Here is a 19,301-nt window from a genome sequence, read left to right as displayed (position 1 = left end):
ACGCAACATTGCCGCCTGATCATCTCACGTCGATAGGCGCATTCGTCGAACGAAACCGGTAAACTCCAGACAGGGCATCAGTCCGAGCCTGACATACCGAGTCGACGACATAGGTGGGTCCATGACGATAAGAACATTCGGGATGGCGTTGTTGACGTCGTGCCTGATGATTTTCGGCTTTCTTGCGCCAGCGCACGCTGCCGATCCGGTAACCATACCGCCGGGAACCTTTGTGGTGGATGAGGCCGACGTCCTGTCACCCAGTGAAGAAGATGCCCTCGAAGACCAGGTCCGCGAGCTTCAAAGCGAGCACGGGGCAACGCTTTTTGTCATCTATGTACCCACGTTTGAAAACCCTGATGAACCCGAAGCGTGGGTGCAGCAAGTCGCCGAGCAGAAACAGTTAGGCAGCAACGACAACATCCTGGCTATCGCGACCGATGACCGACTCTATAACTTCGTCGCCCACTCCGACGGACCCTTCCGCGAGTACCAATCGGCCATTGACCGCGAATACATCCTGCCAGCGCTGTCCAACAGTGATTGGTACGGGGCCGGTGCGGGCGCGGTTGAAGGACTGGCAACAGCTGCGACTGGCGACGTCGGCGCCGGCCCGGGCGCTGCACAAGATGGCGGCGCCGGTGGTGGTCTGCTGTGGCTGCTTATCCCGGTCGGCATTCTGGTAGCCGTTTTCATTTGGTATCAGAGCTCCCAACGTCGAAAGCAACGTCGACGGCCGGTGGAGCAGCCTGCGCCTGAAGATCCTCGGGATGCCATGCCAATCCCTGAATTACGCACACAAGCTGGTTCGGCCTTGATTCAAGCCGACGATGCCATCAAGGTCGCGGAACAAGAGATCGGCTTCGCTCAGGCCTCCTACGGGGATCGTGCGGTTGAGGTGTTTCAACGGGATCTGCAAGAGGCCAAAGACCACATGCAGCAGTCCTTCCAATTGCAGCATCAATTGGATGATCACATTCCCGATACGGAAGAAGATCAACGCGCCTGGCTCAAAGAAATTCTCGACCGCAGCGCACAGGTCGTGACGGCGTTGCAGGAACACGAGCAGGACTTTGCCACGTTGCGAGACTTGGAGAAGAACGCTCCCGAGGCACTCGAGCGCGTGAAGGGCGTGTTTGCACCGCTTCCAGGACAGTTGGACCAGGCTATTGGCACCGTCGAAGACTTATCGGCCAGTTACGATGCGGCAGCGCTAGAAGAAGGCGTGGATAACCTCGAACAAGCCAAAGGGTTGTTAGATTTCGGCCAAGAACGCATCCGCGAAGCCGAACAACAACTGCAAGACGGCCAGCTCTCGCGGGCCGCGTGGAGCATTCACGAAACCGAAAATGCCACCCAAGAGCTCCAAGAGTTATTTGCTTCGATCAGACAACTGCCTGCCCACTTAGATCAGGCTCAACGACAGCTTGGCATTGAGTTGGGACAGGCCGAAAATATGCTGGCCGAAGCGAAAAATTTTGCTGCACAGCATCGCACGGACTCGTCATTCTCCGCCCAGATCGCAGCCCTAGAACAGACCGCAGACCGCATTGGGGCCCAAGTGCCCAGTCGGCATCCTGTCCGAGATCTCGATCAGCTAGAAGACACTCTCGACCCAGTCGTAGAAGCGTTGCAACCGCTGCGCGATCACCAACAGCAAGTCGAAGTGGCGCGACGTGATTTTGAACCCACGATGGACCGGGCGCGCTCGAGCATTGACGCGGCCGACGATTATATCCGCCGCCGTCGCGGGGCTGTTCGCCACGATGCTCGTACGAAGCTGTCAGCCGCTCAGATGCACTTCAACACGGCACTGCAACTGCGCAATCAAGATCCCGTCCAGGCCCTGAGCGAAGCCCAAAAAGCCGTCCAGTTGGGCCGACGCGCGCAACAGCTGGCCGAAGAAAATTACACCGACTTCAACCAACACTACGGTGGTCCGCGCGGTGGCGGCGGCTCGAACATGAGCGCGGTGCTCGGTGGCATCCTGCTCGGGCAGATCCTTGGCGGCGGTGGATCCTCGGGAGGCGGCGGCATGTTTGGTGGCGGCTCCAGCGGCGGAGGTGGCGGATTCTTCGGTGGCTCCGGCGGTGGATTCGGAGGCGGCATTGGCGGCGGCTTCGGTGGAGGCAGCGGGGGCAGTTTCTAAACCCTTTAGCTACTGCCCCGACCATGACAGACACGTAATCAAATACTACGTTCGACGAAAGGTACGCACTATGGAAAAACAATCGATCCTAGGCCGCATCACCCAAATGGCAAAAGCTAACATTCACGCCATGTTGGACTCAGCAGAAGACCCCCAGAAAATGTTGGATCAGATGATCCGCGACTACACGGCCAACATTTCTGAAGCCGAATCCGCGATCGCGCAAACCATCGGCAACCTGCGTCTGGCCGAAGATGATTATCGCGAGGACCTCGAAGAGGCCAACACATGGGGACAAAAGGCTCTGGCAGCTTCGAATAAAGCCGAAGAACTGCGCGGCCAAGATGACGCTGCAGGTGCCGAAAAGTTCGACAAACTTGCCCGTATTGCGATTGAACGGCAAATGGATGCTGAATCTTCGGCGAAGACCGCCGCTCCAGCTATCGAGTCCCAGAACGAGGTCGTGAACAAACTCAAAGAGGGTTTGGAAGCGATGAAACAGAAGCGTCAGGAGCTCGTGTCGCGTCGCGATCAGCTCGTGGCTCGTGCCAAAGCCGTCCAGGCACAGGGACAGGTCCAAGATGCGGTGAAATCCATCAACCTATTGGATCCCACATCTGAGGTTGCACGTTTCGAAGAAAAAATCCGTCGCGAAGAAGCGCGCGTGCGTGGTCAAGAAGAACTGGCCGCTTCCACGTTAGATTCCCAGTTCGAAGAGCTAGAGGACCTTGGTCAGCAAACTGAAATTGAGGCCCGTCTGGCCGCGCTGAAATCTGGTCAGCAGCCCAAAGAACTGGGTAGTTAATCCTAAGCTCCACTTGACCATGGAAGTATCCGATGCCAGGGCGTTTCTGGCGCTGGCCGAAGAACTCCACTTCGGCCGGGCCGCGCGACGCTTGCAAATGGGTCAGCCGCCGCTGTCGCGGCTGATTCAGCGCCTCGAGCGGTCCCTGGGCACGGAATTATTCAAACGAACCTCGCGTCAAGTGGAGTTAACCGTGGCCGGGCGAAGCCTGATCGAGCCGGCCCGTGAGTTAGTAGCCGCCTCAGAGCGCGCCGTGGAAGCCGTGAAATCGACGATTACCGGTCAGATCGGCACGGTTTCCTTGGGCTTTGCGGGTGCAAGCTCGAATGCTGAAGTGGCTGCTTTAACTCGCGAGCTGGCGATCCGGGCGCCCCGGCTGCGGTTCGAGGTGCAATCCTCCCAGTTTGCCGATGATTCGCTGAAGAAAGTACTCGACCAGTCGCTGGACTTCGCCATCGGCCTGTGGGAATACGTACCCTCAGAGCTGGATGCGCTGCATCTCAGCGATGACGATGTCCTCATCGCGCTACACAAGAACCACCCGCTGGCCAAGCACGAGCGCATCAAGATAGCTCAGCTCGCGCAGGATCCCTGGATTAATCTGCCCGGCGGGTACAACTCTGCCCTCCAAAACCGGTTTCGCCACCTGTCCCTCAACGCGGGATTCGTGCCCCGCAGGAATCAGACGGTCCCCGACTCGTGGACCGTGATGTTGTTAGTAGGACTTGGGATGGGCGCTTCCCTCACCCTCTCCTCAGTGGCCTCCTCGGTGCCCGCCGATGACGTGGCCTTCCTGCGGATCGACGATGAGTCGAACACTCCCTTACCCTTGCGTCTGGTGTGGCGCCGAGATGCCTTCAATCCGGTGCTGCAAACCGTCATAGAGACGGCCAGAGATCTCTTCGGGTAAACGGGTTAGAGGATGTGGCGCAGGTTGGCGCGTGCCAGATCGACCAGCTGCGAGCCCTGACCGCTGAGCACTGTACGCAGCGCATACAGCGAGAAGCCCTTGACCTGTTGTGCCGTAATGGTCGGCGGAATTGAGAGTTCTTGGCGTTCGGTGACGACATCGAGCACGGCCGGACCATCGTGGGCGAGAAAGGCCTCCACGGCATCCGGGAGGTCTTTACTCCGCTCGACGTGCTTGCCCCAGATGCCCATGGATTCGGCCACTTTGGCATAATCCGGGTTATCAAGGTCGGTCGCAAACGGGACGAAGCCATCGGCTTTCATTTCGAGTTCGATGAAGTTCAGCGAGGAGTTATTGTAGACCACGATCTTGATGGGCAGGTCGTGCTCGCGCACGGTCAGCAGCTCGCCGAGCATCATCCCCAGCCCACCGTCACCGGCCAGAGCAATCACCTGGCGGTCGGGGAAGCTGGCCTGTGCCCCGAGACTCATCGTCAACGCATTAGCCATCGAACCGTGCGCAAAGGAACCCAGAATGCGTCGATCGCGGGTTGTGTGCACGTATCGTGACGCGTAAATGACCGGGGAACCGACATCTGGGATAAAGACCGCATCATCGGTGGCGAGCTCGTCGACGACCCGGGTGAGGTACTGCGGATGAATTGGTCGAGAGCCACGCGACGGTTTCGCCAGATCATCGAGTTTTTCTCGGGTCTTATCGTAGTGGTCACGCATCTTCGACAGGTGTTTCGAGGACTTGGCCGGTTCCAGCAGCGCCGTGAGCTCGCGCATGGTGTCCTTAGCGGTCCCGACCAACGGCACCTCAACGGGCACTCGTTTGCCGATCTGTTCGCCCCGGTTGTCGATTTGGATGACCGGCACCTCTGGATAGAACTGCCGGTAGGGCAGGTCGGTGCCGATCATCAGCAGGGCTTCGGCCTCACTCATGGCCCGATATCCCGAAGCGAATCCCAACAGCCCGGTCATACCCACGTCGTAGGGGTTGTCGTATTCGATGTGTTCTTTGCCGCGCATTGCGTGCACGATAGGCGCCTGGAGTCGTTCGGCAATGGTCAGCAACTCGTCGTGTGCGCCCTCGACACCTGCACCGGCAAGGATCGTGACTTGCTTACACCCGTTGAGCAGTTCTGCGGCGCGGTGGAGTTCTTCCTCGGAGGGCAGGATACGGGACCTGGTGTGCCGGATGATCTCAGGTTCGGTCTCGGGCATCTCGGTCAGAAACATCGAGGCACTGAGCACCAGGACGGCGACCCCGCGCTTCTCAATGGCCGAGCGCATCGCGATCGTCAGCACCCGGGGTAACTGACCGATGTCGCTGACGTGTTCAACATAGACGCTGCATTCCCGAAAGAGCTCCTGCGGGTGCGTTTCTTGGAAGTACCCGGTGCCGATTTCTTCGGCCGGGATATGCGAAGCTAGCGCCAGCACTGGAACGCGGGAGCGCTGCGCATCATAGAGGCCATTAATCAGGTGGAGATTGCCCGGCCCGGCTGTCCCAGCGGTCACGGCCAGCTCACCGGTCATGGCCGCTTCGGCCGAGGCTGCGAACGCGCCAGCTTCTTCATGCCGGACGTTCATCCACTCGATGCTGGAGCCTTGAAGCGCATCGGTAAAACCGTTCAGGGAGTCTCCGGCGATGCCCCAAATGCGTTCGATACCGTTGGCTTCAAAGGTTGAGATGAAATGCTCTGCTACGTTTGCCATTGTGCCTCCGTCAGATCGATTGGCTCCCACGGTACCGGAAAGCCATCTGACACCCAATGACTGGATTACACCGCAGCACAGACGGTGGTGGCGGCCTGGGCCAAGCGGTTGTCTTGGCCCAGGCGCAGCAGGTGTTTTAGACGGTGACGTTGGCGTCCAGCAGGTAGGTTTCGAAGTACTGGTCGAAAGCTTCGAACTCATCCAGCGGCAGGACGTGGCCGATGTACTGGTCGGGCCGAACGATCACAACCGCGCCCTTGGACCGGTCGATCTCGCGGAGCTGGTAGATGTCCTGGGTGGCCTGCAAACCGGGGATGGTACCCAACAACTGGCCGTTGGTTTGTTCGGCTGCGAAGACCTTTTCGTAGTCCTTCAGCGCGAACTTGCCTTTTGTTGGCTGCAGCAACGGGTGGATGTCGTTGACGTCCACGTCGAGGTGGTGCGCCTGGGTGACCGCGTAGACGTCGAAAACCGAGTCTGGATCGGCGTCATTGGCGGTGAAGCGGTTGATGGCACTGCTGGCCTCGGTGCTCATGCGTTCACACCAGTTGGCCACGGTCGACCCGGTGCCCACGCCTGATTCATCAGCGAACAGGTAGACGCGCCAGCGACCGTCAGCCTGGTGCACATGGCCCAGCTGCAGTGGTTTGGCATCAGCGACCCGAATGACCGGAGCCGAGTGGAAGCGGGTGCCAATCTCGAAGCCGGTGGCCAGGTCCTGGTGGGTGTTTTCGCCGGTGAGACGGGAGAACTCGGGCTGGTAATGGGTACCGAAGCCGGCGGTGAATTTACCACCGCGCACGAACTGGTCTTGCACTTCTTGTGGGGTCACGGGTTCATCCGCGTCACGGGAACCGACCATGCTGGACCAGCGGGTGTCGTAGTCAATGAGCTGTTGGGCGGTGACTTTGCGTTCGTGCTCGTAGGTGTGCAGCAGGCTCGGATGGGCCTGACCTCGCAGCACGGCACCGAGTTTCCAACCCAGGTTGAAGGTGTCTTGCATCGACACGTTCATGCCCTGACCGGCTTTGGCCGAGTGGGTGTGGCAGGCGTCGCCGGCGATGAAAATGCGTGGCTGGTTGGCGGCGCGCTCGTCGTCGTTGAGGTTGTCGAAGCCATCGGCGATCCGCTGACCGACCTCGTACACCGACCACCACGCGACGTCACGGACATCGACGATGTAGGGGCTGAGGATGGCGTTGGCCTGGTCGATGACCTGGTCAACGGTGATGCGCTTGCGGAATTCGGCGTCGTCTTCTGGCACGGCACCCATATCGGCGTACATCCGCACCAGGTAACCACCTTCACGCGGAATGAGAATCATCGAGCCGGCCTCGGAGCTGATGACGGCTTTTTTGCGAATATCTGGGAAGTCGGTCACGGCCAGGATGTCGAGCACACCCCAGGCGTGGTTTTGGGCGTCCCCGTGGAGCTGGCGGCCGATAGATTTGCGCACGACCGAGCCGGCACCGTCGCAGCCGACAACGTATTTGGCGCGCAGGGTGCGGGTCTGGCCGGCGGTTGCTTCGGCGGTGGATTCAACGGTGACTTCGACCGGGTACTCTTGGGTTTCGTCAAGGGTCTGGGAAAGGTATTTCCACCCGTAGTCCACGCTGTGACGCGATGGGGTTTTGGCCGCATTGTCGAAGAGTAGTTCCTGCATGCGAGCCTGGTTGACGATCACGTGTGGGAATTCAGACAAGCCGTCGGCGACGTCTTGGACGACACCGGTGCGGGTAATGCCCTTGCCCGAGTCGGCGACCGACCAGAAGGCGGTCTCATTGACCCACAGCGCTTCGCTGAGCAAGGTATCGGCCAGGCCGAAAGCTTCGAACATTTCGACGGTTCGGCAGGCAACACCGTCGGCGTGGCCGCGGGCCAACGGTTCGGTGCGTCGGTCAATCGTGCAGATGCTTACCTCTGGGAATTCGGCGAGTTGCGCGGTGAGCACGGCGCCGGCAGGTCCGGTCCCAACGACCAGTACGTCGACCTGCTCGGGAAGGTCGTCGCCTGGTTGACGGTGGTCTGGGGCGGCCGGGGCAATCGTCGGGTCGCCGAAGGTATAGCCGTTGAGGTGATATTGCATCTGAAAATTCCGTTTCTTCCTCGGTGTTCTAGAACACGTTTGTTGGTTGCAGACTATCCCGTTTAGTGCGACTGCAGCAAATACCGTGCTATATTTGCAGTGTGCGCAAATCACCGGACCGTATTGAAGCAATTCACCGTGCCCTGCAAGTCCTGAAACTCATGGCTTCCCAGGGTTCCGTGAGTGTGTCCGAAGCCGCTGACTATTTGGCCGTGAATCCCTCGACCGCTTCCCGAATTCTGACCACGATCGAATCCGACGGGTTTGCGGTGCGCGGGGCCAAGCGACGCTACTACCCCGGCGCCAACGCCTTACACTTCGGCCAGCCGCCGGTCATGCCGAAACTCTATGAGCGGCTGCGTCCGCACCTGGAACGCTTATCCAGTCTGACGCACGAGACCGTGCACACCGCTACATTGGTGGGCACCACGGTCCATCACAGTGATGCCATTGCGGCCACCGATCGCGCGTTGGTGTTGACCAGCCGCGTGGGGAAACGCTTGCCGGCGCACTTAGCTGCCTCGGGCAAAGTCATGCTGGCCGACCTGGACCCTGCGGTGGTGAGCGCCCGCTACGCACCAACCGATAGCGGCGCTATGCCGCAAGCCATCGCTTTCAACATGTCGAATCTGCACACCGAGTTAGACCACATCCGGCAGCGCGGATATGCGGTCAATGTCGAAGCCACCGAACAAGGGCTGGTCGCGCTGGCCGTCTCACTGGGTCACCTCGGTGGCGAACACGTGAGCTTTAGTGTCGCGTTGCCGTTAGCGAGGTACTCGGGCACCACGCATCAACACATCGCCGATGCGCTGGTGACCGTTCAGCACGAGGTGCAAACGGCGTTTGCCGACGAAGGTCGACCACCGCTGCCAGACATGCTCTAGTACACGAAACCTGCTGCTGGCTTGGGGTTGGTGATACAGTGCGGGGCACATCATCACACCGATCTGTTCTGGAGTTCTTCCATGACACAAGGGCCTTTTACCCCACATCAGCCGCCCCCTCCGCCCCCACCGATGTCGCCCGCACCAGCACCCAGGGGATTCGCAGTGGCCGCTTTGGTCACCGGGATCGTCGCTCTCGTGTTCGGTTTCATACCGGTCTTGAGCGTACTCATTGGGGCCGCAGCCATCGTGTTAGGCATAGTTGCGCTGCGCAAAAACCAGTCCCGCGGGATGAGTTGGGCCGGCATTATCACCGGCGCACTGGGTGCGTTGGCTTCGATTCTGGTCACCATCGCCGGGTTCATCCTTCTTGACGAGATTATTCCGGACGAGGCCCCCACCCCGCGCGCCACGATCGCACCTCCTTCGCCCGAGACCACACCTTCACCCACGGCCACTGAAACGGCGACACCGAGCCCGAGCCCGACACCAACACCGACAGAGACGCCCACCGAACCAGAACCGAGCCCGGAACCCACGACTGAGGAACCAACCCCTGAGCCAACCGAGGACGAAGAAGCCGGGACGGCCAGCCAGCAAAACGCGCTGGACTCGGCGCGAAGCTACCTTCGCTACACCGCGTTCTCCAAGTCGGGTCTGATCGACCAGTTAGAGTTCGAAGGCTACTCGACTGCCGATGCCACCTGGGCGGTCGAGAACGTCGACGTGGACTGGGGCGAACAGGCCATAGAGTCGGCGGAAACCTATATAGACTACATGGCGTTTTCACGCTCTGGACTGATCGACCAGCTTGAGTTTGAGGGCTTTTCGAATGACCATGCGGTCGCTGCCGTCGATAGCATCACGGTGGACTGGAACGAGCAAGCCGCCGCCTCGGCAGAGACGTATCTCGAGTACTCGAGCTTTTCGCGCAGCGGACTCATCGACCAGCTGATCTTCGAAGGGTTCACCGAGTCACAAGCACGATACGGGGTCGATCAGGCCGGCCTCTAGATTCCGGTATTTTCCGCGGCCCATGGATTGACGCTTCGATGCCCGTCGCGGTGAAATCTTTCGTGTTCCGAGCGTCGAAGGTGAGTAGGGACTCGGTATGTCGATACGGCGCAATCCCCGTATCGATTGCATTTTCTAACTGCGCCTTTCGTTTCCCTTCCGGTAAACGCTGGACTCCGGCCAATAACTCAGCCAGCGTGATGGTCGTGATAGCAACATCATCAGTGAGCAATTCAAGCCATGACATGACTTGCGGGTCAGGACGCGGACGGAACATCTCCGAAATTACATTCGTATCAAGGGCAATCATCCGAAATCTACACTTCGAGCTGGATCGGTTCGTTCGGGAAGCTGCAGTTCATCCACACCGCCAACTTCACGGGCGGCCTGCGCCAGACCTATATGCGGGCGTGTTGCGGCGCGGGTCAGGATGTCCCGCACTTCCGCTTCCATCGACCTGCCGTGTTCTTTAGCCTGTGCCGCTAGTCGACGCTTTACAGACTCATCAAGCCCACAAACAATAATCGATGCCATAAACACACCTCACTCGCTATCACCCAAAATAGTACTCCTGCGCGCGTGCCTTCCACTAGGAAATGTCAGAGGTTTGACGCTCTCGAGCACGCAGCTGCCCGGAAAGTTCCGGCAACTACGCAGACCAAGCGGGGCTTAGGGTCATCTCCTGCCGGTGTGTGCCGCAGTGTCGTGCAACCATGCGCGAATTGCCTCGGCGTCGGCGTTGAGTTTCGGTGGTGCTTTGGCATAACTGACCCCACTGCGCGAGTAGTCGATGGGGTGCTTGACGGTCGGAATTGCTTCTTCCCCGGCAGGCTGGACCGGTTCCAACCCGATCTCGTCGGCAAACTCGACGCCTTGGGCGATCGTGAACACTTCGGAACACGGGATGTGTGCTGCTCGCAGCTCTTCGACCCACGCCGAGGCGGATTTCGCCTGGAGGTGGGTCTCGAGTTCGGCCCGCAGCAGCTCACGGTGGGCGTTGCGACCAGGGTTGGTCGCAAAGCGCTCGTCGTCGGCCAGTTCGGGCACGCCCAGGGCGGTGGCGAGTCGACGGAACTGGTTGTCATTGCCGACGGCAATAATCAGCGGCTGGTCGGCTGCAGCAAACGGGCCATAGGGCGCCAGCGACGGGTGGTCATTGCCCATCCGGGTCGGTACCACTCCCCCGGCAACAAATGCCGAGGTCTGGTTGACCAACCCGGACAGTGCCGAAGACATGAGATTCACGGCCACGTGCTGGCCTTTCCCGCTGCGCTGGCGCTCCTGCAGCGCGCCCAGGATACCGACCGTGGCATGCAACCCGGTCACGACATCGAAGATCGCGACCCCGGCTTTTTGACCGTGCGATTCGGGTTCTCCGGTGATGTCCATCAGTCCCGAGGCCGCTTGCGCTAGCAGGTCGTAACCGGGCAGGTGCGCGCCACCGGCCGTGCCGAAGCCGGTGATCGAAGCGTGCACCAGTTGTGGGTACCGTTCGGCAACCGAGTCAGGGTCCATCCCAAACTTCGCCAAACCGCCGGGCTTCCAGTTCTCTATGAAGACATCGGCCTTGGCTAAAAGTTGATGCGCCGTGGCGAGATCGTCCTCATCTTTGAGATCTAACGCGATGGCGTGTTTATTGCGATTCACCGAAAGAAAATAGGTGGCCTGATCGTCGCGCACCGGCGGCTGCCAGGCGCGGGTGTCATCTCCCCCGGGAGATTCCACCTTAATGACGGTGGCACCCATGTCAGCGAGCAGCATGGTCGCATAGGGGCCCGCTAAGACGCGCGAGAAATCGGCGACCACAATGCCATCTAAGACGCCGCTGGAAGAAGAACCAAGAGAAGTAGTCATGGTCATCATCGTGGGGCCACGACCCCTGGCTCTGCAAGATCGATGCCGTAACAACATCGATCCGAATCGATCTCCGTAATGATAGGTGCCGATGTTGCTCGGGTCCCGCGGGGTTAGCTACCGTGAATGACATCACAGTAGCCACACAGGGTCAGAATGCTGACCAGACGCTTGGAGTACGCATGTCGAAAACAGATCTGTTCAATATCGCCTCGATGCTCACCGATGAGGAACTCGCAGTCCGCGACAGAGTCGCCGAGTTCGTTGACCGCCGCGTTCGGCCCAATATTGCCAAGTGGTACGACGAAGCACACCTGCCAATGGAGCTCATCCCCGAGATGGCCGAGCTGGGCCTATTCGGCATGCACATCGAAGGCTACGGCTGTGGCGGCCGCAGCGCGGTCGAATACGGCATCGCGATGCACGAGATGGAAGCCGGCGACTCCGGACTGCGCACCGTCATCTCCGTTCAAGGCTCCCTGGCGATGACCGCTATCGCAAAGAATGGCTCGGAGGAACAGAAACAAACCTGGTTGCCCAAGATGGCAGCCGGTGAGATCATTGGGTGTTTCGGTCTGACCGAACCAACCGCCGGATCCGACCCGTCGTCGATGACTACCCACGCAAAGTTTGTCGACGGTGAATGGGTGCTCAACGGCGCCAAGCGCTGGATCGGACTAGCCACCGTAGCGAATGTGGCCATCATCTGGGCCAAAGCGTCAGTTGCCGACGCCAAAGCCGCCGGCGTGCACCCCGAAGGCGATACTCGCGCCGACGATGAAATGGTCGTTCGCGGATTCATCGTCCCGACCGATACCGTTGGATACCGTGCTGAAGCCATCGAACAGAAACTGTCGATGCGCGCCTCACTGCAGTGCGATATTTACCTGGAAGACGCCAAGCTGCCCGCCGATGCGATTCTGCCGCACAACCCAGGCTTGCGCGGACCGTTCTCGTGCCTGAATGAAGCCCGCTACGGGATCGCCTGGGGTGCCCTCGGTGCAGCCCGCGACTCAATTGAAACCGCGCTCGATTACGCCTCAACTCGTATGCAGTTTGGCAAGCCCCTGACCGCCTACCAGCTGACCCAGAAGAAACTGGCCGATATGACTATCGCGCTGAATAAGGGTCAACTCATGGCCTTGCAGTTGGGACGCGCCAACGATGCCGGCACCATGGACCTGCACCAGATTTCGATGGCCAAACTCGATAACGTGCGCGTGGCGATTGAGATTGCCCGCGAGTGCCGCACGATCCTCGGCGGCAACGGCATCACCGCTGCCTACTCGCCACTGCGGCACGCCAATAACCTCGAATCGGTCCGGACCTATGAGGGCACCGACGAGGTCCACACCTTGATCGTGGGCCAGAAGCTAACCGGTGAGGCCGCATTCAGCTAAACCTTTACAGCACGCCTCGGGGTCGACGACGTTCGGTCAACCTCGAGGCTTGCGTTCAAGGCAGCTTATTCTTGGTCTGCGATGAGCGCAGCAGCGCGGGCACCAACCCCAATGCTGGGAGCCATGGTGTTCCCAGGCTGACGTGGGAGCACCGAAGCGTCAGCGACCCGCAGACCCTCAACGCCTCGAACACGCAGATCTGCATCCAAGGGGGCATCATCGGCGGAACCCATCCGAACTGTCCCGCACGCATGTAAGGCGTGCCCGCTGGCCCACGAGTGACCAATAGCCTCCTCACGGGAGTTCACGTTAGGACCCGGGGCTTGTTCTTCGGTCACCAGATCCGCCAGCGGATGTTGGGCTACAATCTCTCGGACAATCTGTAAGCCACGATATTGCGCCTCGCACTCCGCCTCATCTTCGAGATAGTGAGCATCAATGACCGGTGGGGCGAATGGGTCCTGGCTTGTCGCATGAATTGAACTCTCGGTGGTAGGAGTAACCAGATACCCTGCACCGCTGAATCCCGGTTCGGGGGCTACAGCCATGCTAGTTGCCGCTAAGTCCAACATGTGAGGCGTGAACATCAAGAATAAATCTGGCACCTCCAGGTGCTGAGCCGACTTAGCAAACGCAGCTAGATCGTAGCCGCCAGTACTGATGATGCCACCCCGTGTGGTGAGCCAGGCGGCCCCAGCAACCAACTGGCTAAATTTAGTGGACAGTTTCTGGTTATAACCCATCTGCTCTTTGATGCGCCACTGATATGCGAACATGCGCTGTTCTACCGCATGTTCCCCTACATGTGGGCTCTCCGCCACCTGACTGACGCCCAGCTGGCGCAGCACCTCGGGCTGGCCAACGCCGGAACGCTCCAAGAGTAACGGGGATTCCAACGGGCCAGCACACAAAATAATTTCGCGACGTGCCCGGAACATGCGGCGCTGTCCCTTCACGATCGTTTCGGCCCCGATGGCGCGCCTGCCATCAAAATGCACCTGTGCGGCGTGGGCGTGGTTGACATGGGTTACAGTACGTTTCTTCTTCGCCAGTGATAAAAAGGCGCGAGCCGTATTATGCCGCCGACCATTCTTCGTCGTGTTGGGGATGTAACCGATGCGCTCTCCGTCATGGGAATTCAAGTCCTCGGTCCAGGGCAGTCCCCAAGCTTGAGCAGCTTCCACTACCGCGTCATTGAGAGGTTCAGGATCGCGAGTGACATGGACAGATAGTGGGCCGCCTGCACCTCGAGCAGAAGACTCGCCGAGCTCATGATCTTCGATGGAGCGGAACGTATCCAACATATGCCGCCAACTCCATCGTTCATCAGCCTTTTGAGCCACAGAATTCCAATAGTGTCCGCCGGCGCGATCATACTGCATGCCGTTGATCGAGGTTGAGCCCCCGTCGACGCGGCCGCGCTGCCATATGTCAGGCTCTCCCGACTGCGGGACGGGTTTTGTTTCGTAGTAAAACGAGTGCTTCTTGCCGCCGTAAAGAAAGAAGAAGCCCTTCGGAATATGAATCATCGGGTCCAGATCGGGACCACCCGATTCTAAAACTAGAATGGTCTTATTGGTGCGGCGACTCAGCTCATAAGCGAGGGTTGCCCCACCCGCTCCAGCGCCGACAATAATGTAGTCAAAAATATCGGTATTCATCCTGGCCCTCCAGGTTCGCACCGCTTATGACTCTCACAAGCGTGTATGTGATGAGTGTCACATACTTCGAGCCTGCTCGGATGCCCGGGGTATGTCAATAGGGGCGTGCAAATTTCAAGACAAAAGCGTAGTTCAGGAGCCACATAGCAGACCTCTTCGCCTCGTCCGCCCTTGGCCCGGCGCAGTGTAAAAGTTATGTTTACAACACAGCGGTTCTACGGTTCGCGCTGAAACACGGAACAGCTCAGCAGATGTTCTGCATGACGCCCAAAGTTCTACGACTATCTACGGTGATAACGATGAGCACTCACTTAGACGCCAACAACGCTACCGGTCTCAAAGACCTGGACCCAACAGTCAACCCCGCTCGAGACGCAACACACTTTCGCAACATCCGTGCTGCTCGAGCTAAACTCGAGCAAGCCGAAGCCGACCTACGTGCAGCAATAAAGCAAGCACGTGCTGCCGGAGATTCCTGGACCATCATTGGCGCTGCTCTCGAGACGAGACGACAGGCCGCTTACCAGCGCTTAGGCCGCGACTAACTTCGTCACTATGCTGGATCTGTATTCAAACGGGAAGATTGTCAGCTCTAGACCGAAGGGTGCTGCTGCGAGGCGGTGGGGTCCGGGTTGGCTCGGCTGCGTCGTCCCAACCACCACCGCAACAGCGGCAAACCGACGACAATCAACAGCACGGCGATCCAAATGACCGCGGCAATGGGTTGGCTAATGAAATAGGTCAGGTCGCCATTGGCGGCGGTCAGTCCCTGTCGGAAGTGGCGTTCGACCAGCGGTCCGATGAGCGTCCCCAGCAGGACCGGGACGAGTTGGAAGTTGTAGCGCAGCATGAAAAACCCGATGACGGCCAGTGCTGCTGCGACCACGAGATCGAACCAGCTCAACCGGTAGGTGTAGACGCCGGCCCAGCAGATCGCGACCACGGCGGGCAGCAGGATCCAGTTGGGCACGCGCAGCACCGCCACCCACACGCGGATGAGATTGACGTTGAGGAGTAACAACATCACGTTGCCGATCAGCAGCGAGGCGATGAGTCCCCAAAACAGGTCCGGGTTGGTGGTCACCAGTTGTGGTCCGGGTTGGATGCCGTGTACCTGCATGGCCACCAACATGACCGCCAAGGTCGCCGAAAACGGCAGCCCCAGTGCGAGGAGCGGGATCATCGACGAGGTTGCTGCCGCATTATTCGCCGATTCCGGTCCGGCCAGGCCAGAGACCGCGCCTTTGCCGAAGTTTTTGCGGTCGCGTCCGACCATCGATTCGAGTCGATAGCTCAGCAGGGTTGAGAGCGAAATGCTGGGGCCCGGGAGCAGGCCGAGGCCGAATCCGATACCGCTTCCGCGGAACCAGCTGCCGGCCGAGTTTTTCATGTCGGTTTTGGTCGGGATGAGTTGTCGCCAGCGCAGCGAACCGACGTACGGGGTGGATTGTTTTTGGATGATCAACCGCAAAATTTCGGTCAGCCCGAACATGCCAACGGCCAGCGCCACGATGCTCACCCCTTGGGAGGCTTCCCGCACACCGAAGGTAAACCGTGCGTCGCCGCTAATGGCATCTTCGCCCAGCACGCCAAGCAGCAAACCAAAGGCCAGGGGCAGTAAGCCTGCGGTGATGGACCCGCCCATGATGCGCGCCAGAATGATTAACCCGCCGAGCGTGAGGGCAAAGTATTCCGCCGACCCAAACAGCACCGCCACTTCGGCCACCGGTGCGGCCACCATGCTCAGCACAATGACGCTGCCGGTGCCGCCGATAAATGAGGCAATCGCGGTGATCCCCAGTGCCGGGCCGGCTCTGCCAGACCGTGCTAACGGGTATCCCTCAAATGCCGAGACCACCGAGGGCGCGTCTCCGGGGATGTTGAGCAGAATGGAGGTCGTAGACCCGCCGTACATGATCCCGTAGAACATCCCGGCGATCACGATCATGCCGGTCAGCGGATCGAAAACATAGGTCAGAGGCAGCAGGATGGCCGCCCCCGAGACGGGACCAACCCCCGGGATGAGTCCCATGATCGTGCCCAGCAGGGCGCCGACCAGGGCGGCCAGCAGGTGTTCTGGGGTCAGGGCGATGCTGAGCCCGTAGAGCAGACCTTCCCACGGGTTCATGGCAGGTTAATCCCTAATAGCATTTCGAACAGCGCCCAGATGCCGAAGGTCACGGCCGTCATCGTGACCGGGATTTTCCAGTGGAAGCTTCCTTCAATCAGGATTCCCAACACGGTGGTCCCCACGAGGGCGACCGGGATAAAGCCCAGCACCGGTAGCAAACAAGCGCCACCTAAGATAACTGCCGCACCGATGCCGAATCGTCGCCACGCGATCGGGTGATAGCCGAAGGTGACGCCGCGAGCCTCGATCAGCGCCACCAGCGAGGCGATCGCCATCAGCCCGGCCACCAGCAACGGAAACAGCCCGTGGCCTGGCCGGTCCAAAGTACCCAACGGGTAGTTCTGCCACGTGATCCAGGCTGTCACGGCGGCTACCACCAGGCCGATGAGGCCAGCAACCCGCCAGGGTACGGTGGCCGAGCGTTGCTCGGTGGCTGCGGGGCCCTGGCCGGTGGGCTCCTCGGGTGTGGCTGGGGACGGCTGTTGGGTGGACATGGTTTACGGCTCGAGCGTGTCGTATTCTTCGATGAGGGTGGCGATCTCTTCTTGGGTGTCCTCGTGGTTCAGTGCGCTTTCTGGCAGCCCTAGATCACGCAGCGTGTCGGTCCATTCGGCAGATAGGGCAAGGTCATCCATCGCCGCGATCATCTCGTCCCGGAGTTGGTCATCAATTTCATCGGTGGTGACCACATAGAACGAAGTGCCCATCGGTACGTCGAGACCAAATTCGTCGACGGTTGGGACATCTGGGTTCTCGGGTTCGTTTTCATCCGAGAGGACGGCCAGAATGTTGACGTCGCCGGCATCGATCTGTCCTTGGACTCCGGCGGTGGTGCTGACTTGGGCGTCGACTTCCCCGCGCATGACCGCCAGGATGCCTTCACCGGCCCCATCGGTGTATGGCACACTGCGCAGCTGCCAGTCGTTTTGTTCATTGAGTTGTTGAACGGTCAGGTCCGTCTGGGCGCCTTCACCGGTGACGGCCACCGCAAGTTCTTCGCCCGCGTCGGCGGCGTCGATGAAGTCGTCCATGGTCTCAAAGTCCCCGTCGGCGGCAACCATGAGCGAAAAGGGTGATTCCCCAACTTTCGCCAGGGCTTCATAGCCCTCGGTTTGGTCGTATTCCAGCCCGGATTCCACCAGCGGTTGCCACAACAAGCCGTTGGAGGTCGCTAGCGCGAGCGTGGTGCCATCTGCGGGTGCGCTCAACGCTTCATTCAGCGCGATAGTGCTGGCTCCACCGGTGCGGTTGGTCGCGGTCACGTTGACGTTGTGCCGCTCTTGCAGGTGATCGCCGACGGCTCGGCCCAGCAGGTCGGGGGTGCCCCCGGCGCCGAAACCAATGAGCATTTCGAGGTTCTCGTCCGGCCATGCGGCATCGTCATCACCCTCAGATGCGGCCCCGCAGGCCGTGAGAGTCAGTGCGAGTACGGCTGCCACGCTGATGCCGCGTAGGGCAGAAGTCAGCTTCATGGATGAAACCTCCGGTGAAAGAAATCGGGTATCGATGGCGGTAGCGCCAGATAGAGCAACAGCCTATGCTATTACGCCCTAGGCACGCTCTGGCTTTCCGCTGCAACTCAAGGTAATAGTCGTTTGCCAGTTTCGCTGCGGTAGGCAAAGATATGAGCGACGATCGTTCAGCACTTCAGTACAGAAAGCGGATAGACGCATGCCACGCATAGGATTTTTCACCCGACTGCTTGATGAGGGGACGGCTGCCCAACGGTACCGGTGGGCGCTGGAACAGATCCAGCAGGCCGAGCGTGCTGGTTTTGCCACCGCGTGGGTCGCGCAGCACCACTTTGATGCCGATGAGGGCGGATTGCCCACCCCGTGGCCGTTTCTTGGTGCCGCAGCGCAAGCCACCAGTCGCATCCGGTTGGGTACCGCCGTGGTGACGCTGCCGCATGAAAACCCGGTGCGTACGGCCGAAGATGCCGCAGTGCTCGATATCCTGTCCGACGGTCGTTTCGAATTTGGCATCGCGCCGGGCGCCAGTCCTGAGAATCTGGCAGCCCTGGGATACGAGAACACCAATGCCCGAGAGCGATTCAACCAGGATCTGCCGGTGCTCCGCGCTGCGCTAGCCGGTGAACCCCTGGGGTCCACCGACAAAGTCATGCAACCGCTCTCGCCAGGCCTCGGGGAGCGCATCTGGCAGGCGACGTTCTCGGCCAATGGCGCCACCCGGGCCGGCCAGGCCGGTGACGGACTGATGCTGTCGCGGATCCAGCCCGGAGCTGAGGTTGGTGAACTCGTCGGCGATCTGCAAATGCCGATCATCGAAACCTACCGCGAACACCTCACGTCCGGCGTCGAACCGCGCATTCTGGCCTCACGGACCGCAGTGGTGATTGACGAAGAGAACCGGTCTGCCGCGCTGAAGCACTTGCGCACTCGCGTGGCGCACTTGGCCGAACGCAATCTGCGCTCCAATGGCGAGCCCATCAATGCCGCCGATCTCAGCGACACCGAGCTGTTGCGGTACACCGGGACGTATTTCGGCACCGTTGATGAGGTCGCTGAACAACTAGCGGAAGATAAGGCCGCAGCGGCAGCCACCGAGGTCAGCTTCCAGGTCCACTCCCTGGACCCGGGTCACGAGTTGACCATGCGCTCGCTGGAATTGCTCGGCACCCAGGTTGCCCCGGCACTGGGTTGGAGTGTGGCGGGCTAGG

The 19,301-nt window shown here is 59.9% G+C and carries 17 protein-coding genes; 8 read left to right on the top strand and 9 right to left on the bottom strand.

The annotated features are described in order from the left end of the window. The first annotated feature begins 121 nt into the window (after positions 1-121). The 3 genes from J2S62_RS00540 (at position 122) to J2S62_RS00530 (ending at position 3,864) form a co-directional block, all read left to right on the top strand. Positions 122-2,149 (top strand): TPM domain-containing protein, encoded by a 2,028-nt coding sequence (locus J2S62_RS00540; RefSeq protein WP_310170056.1) that lies wholly within the window; start codon positions 122-124, stop codon positions 2,147-2,149. Positions 2,150-2,219: 70 nt separating this feature from the next. Next, complete coding sequence (locus J2S62_RS00535) at positions 2,220-2,954, top strand: PspA/IM30 family protein (protein ID WP_310170054.1); 735 nt, start codon at positions 2,220-2,222, stop codon at positions 2,952-2,954. A 19-nt stretch (positions 2,955-2,973) separates the two neighbouring features. Further along, positions 2,974-3,864 (top strand): LysR family transcriptional regulator, encoded by an 891-nt coding sequence (locus tag J2S62_RS00530; RefSeq protein ID WP_310170052.1) that lies wholly within the window; start codon positions 2,974-2,976, stop codon positions 3,862-3,864. Positions 3,865-3,869: 5 nt separating this feature from the next. On the opposite strand, the gene poxB is transcribed toward J2S62_RS00530, so the two are convergent. Both poxB and J2S62_RS00520 read right to left on the bottom strand, forming a co-directional pair. Continuing rightward, positions 3,870-5,588 carry a ubiquinone-dependent pyruvate dehydrogenase gene (gene poxB / locus J2S62_RS00525; RefSeq protein ID WP_310170050.1) on the bottom strand — a complete coding sequence of 573 codons (1,719 nt, stop codon included), beginning with the start codon at positions 5,586-5,588 and terminating at the stop codon, positions 3,870-3,872. Positions 5,589-5,724: 136 nt separating this feature from the next. Further along, positions 5,725-7,674 carry an FAD-dependent monooxygenase gene (locus J2S62_RS00520; RefSeq protein WP_310170049.1) on the bottom strand — a complete coding sequence of 650 codons (1,950 nt, stop codon included), beginning with the start codon at positions 7,672-7,674 and terminating at the stop codon, positions 5,725-5,727. A gap of 101 nt (positions 7,675-7,775) precedes the next feature. On the opposite strand from J2S62_RS00520, the gene J2S62_RS00515 reads away from it, so the two are divergent. Both J2S62_RS00515 and J2S62_RS00510 read left to right on the top strand, forming a co-directional pair. Continuing rightward, a complete protein-coding gene (locus J2S62_RS00515) occupies positions 7,776-8,561 on the top strand; it encodes an IclR family transcriptional regulator (protein WP_310170046.1) in 786 nt (261 codons plus the stop codon). A gap of 165 nt (positions 8,562-8,726) precedes the next feature. Next, the gene (locus J2S62_RS00510) at positions 8,727-9,575 is read left to right on the top strand and encodes an Ltp family lipoprotein (protein WP_310170044.1); all 849 of its coding nucleotides are present in this window, start codon (positions 8,727-8,729) and stop codon (positions 9,573-9,575) included. Here the strand turns inward: J2S62_RS00510 and J2S62_RS00505 are convergent. The 3 genes from J2S62_RS00505 to J2S62_RS00495 all read right to left on the bottom strand — a co-directional run bounded on the left by J2S62_RS00505 (position 9,529) and on the right by J2S62_RS00495 (position 11,429). Then, a complete protein-coding gene (locus J2S62_RS00505; RefSeq protein ID WP_344986888.1) occupies positions 9,529-9,885 on the bottom strand; it encodes a PIN domain-containing protein in 357 nt (118 codons plus the stop codon). The two genes, J2S62_RS00510 and J2S62_RS00505, sit on opposite strands and share 47 nt — an antisense overlap. Further along, entirely contained in the window at positions 9,882-10,109 is a 228-nt protein-coding gene (locus J2S62_RS00500; protein WP_310170041.1) for a FitA-like ribbon-helix-helix domain-containing protein, read from the bottom strand. The genes J2S62_RS00505 and J2S62_RS00500 overlap by 4 nt, the downstream gene beginning before the upstream one ends. Before the next feature lie 141 nt (positions 10,110-10,250). After that, positions 10,251-11,429, bottom strand: coding sequence for a CaiB/BaiF CoA transferase family protein (locus J2S62_RS00495; RefSeq protein WP_310170037.1), 1,179 nt, complete (start codon positions 11,427-11,429; stop codon positions 10,251-10,253). Between the two features lie 182 nt (positions 11,430-11,611). On the opposite strand from J2S62_RS00495, the gene J2S62_RS00490 reads away from it, so the two are divergent. Beyond that, positions 11,612-12,829: an acyl-CoA dehydrogenase family protein gene (locus tag J2S62_RS00490; RefSeq protein ID WP_310170034.1), complete on the top strand. Its 1,218-nt coding sequence runs from the start codon at positions 11,612-11,614 to the stop codon at positions 12,827-12,829. A 65-nt stretch (positions 12,830-12,894) separates the two neighbouring features. Here the strand turns inward: J2S62_RS00490 and J2S62_RS00485 are convergent, their stop codons facing one another. Next, a complete protein-coding gene (locus tag J2S62_RS00485; RefSeq protein ID WP_310170032.1) occupies positions 12,895-14,490 on the bottom strand; it encodes a GMC family oxidoreductase in 1,596 nt (531 codons plus the stop codon). A gap of 299 nt (positions 14,491-14,789) precedes the next feature. Between J2S62_RS00485 and J2S62_RS00480 the strand changes: the two genes are divergently transcribed. Next, positions 14,790-15,035, top strand: a complete 246-nt coding sequence (locus J2S62_RS00480; protein ID WP_310170031.1) for a hypothetical protein — start codon at positions 14,790-14,792, stop codon at positions 15,033-15,035. A gap of 47 nt (positions 15,036-15,082) precedes the next feature. On the opposite strand, the gene J2S62_RS00475 is transcribed toward J2S62_RS00480, so the two are convergent. Genes J2S62_RS00475 through J2S62_RS00465 form a run of 3 tightly spaced genes read right to left on the bottom strand, consistent with a single transcriptional unit; the run spans position 15,083 to position 18,093 of the window. After that, positions 15,083-16,618: a tripartite tricarboxylate transporter permease gene (locus tag J2S62_RS00475; protein ID WP_310170027.1), complete on the bottom strand. Its 1,536-nt coding sequence runs from the start codon at positions 16,616-16,618 to the stop codon at positions 15,083-15,085. Beyond that, entirely contained in the window at positions 16,615-17,115 is a 501-nt protein-coding gene (locus J2S62_RS00470; protein ID WP_310170024.1) for a tripartite tricarboxylate transporter TctB family protein, read from the bottom strand. Before J2S62_RS00470 ends, J2S62_RS00475 begins: the two co-directional genes overlap by 4 nt. Positions 17,116-17,118: 3 nt before the next feature. Beyond that, the gene (locus J2S62_RS00465; RefSeq protein ID WP_310170022.1) at positions 17,119-18,093 is read right to left on the bottom strand and encodes a Bug family tripartite tricarboxylate transporter substrate binding protein; all 975 of its coding nucleotides are present in this window, start codon (positions 18,091-18,093) and stop codon (positions 17,119-17,121) included. Between the two features lie 199 nt (positions 18,094-18,292). On the opposite strand from J2S62_RS00465, the gene J2S62_RS00460 reads away from it, so the two are divergent. Beyond that, on the top strand, positions 18,293-19,300 hold the full coding sequence (locus tag J2S62_RS00460) for an LLM class flavin-dependent oxidoreductase (protein ID WP_310170019.1): 1,008 nt from the start codon (positions 18,293-18,295) through the stop codon (positions 19,298-19,300). The last annotated feature ends 1 nt before the right edge of the window (position 19,301 follow it).

Source organism: Enteractinococcus fodinae (genome assembly GCF_031458395.1).
Taxonomy (GTDB): Bacteria; Actinomycetota; Actinomycetes; order Actinomycetales; family Micrococcaceae; genus Yaniella; species Yaniella fodinae.
Note: the sequence above shows the minus strand (reverse complement) of the source record. Positions and strands in the feature narration are given on the sequence as shown.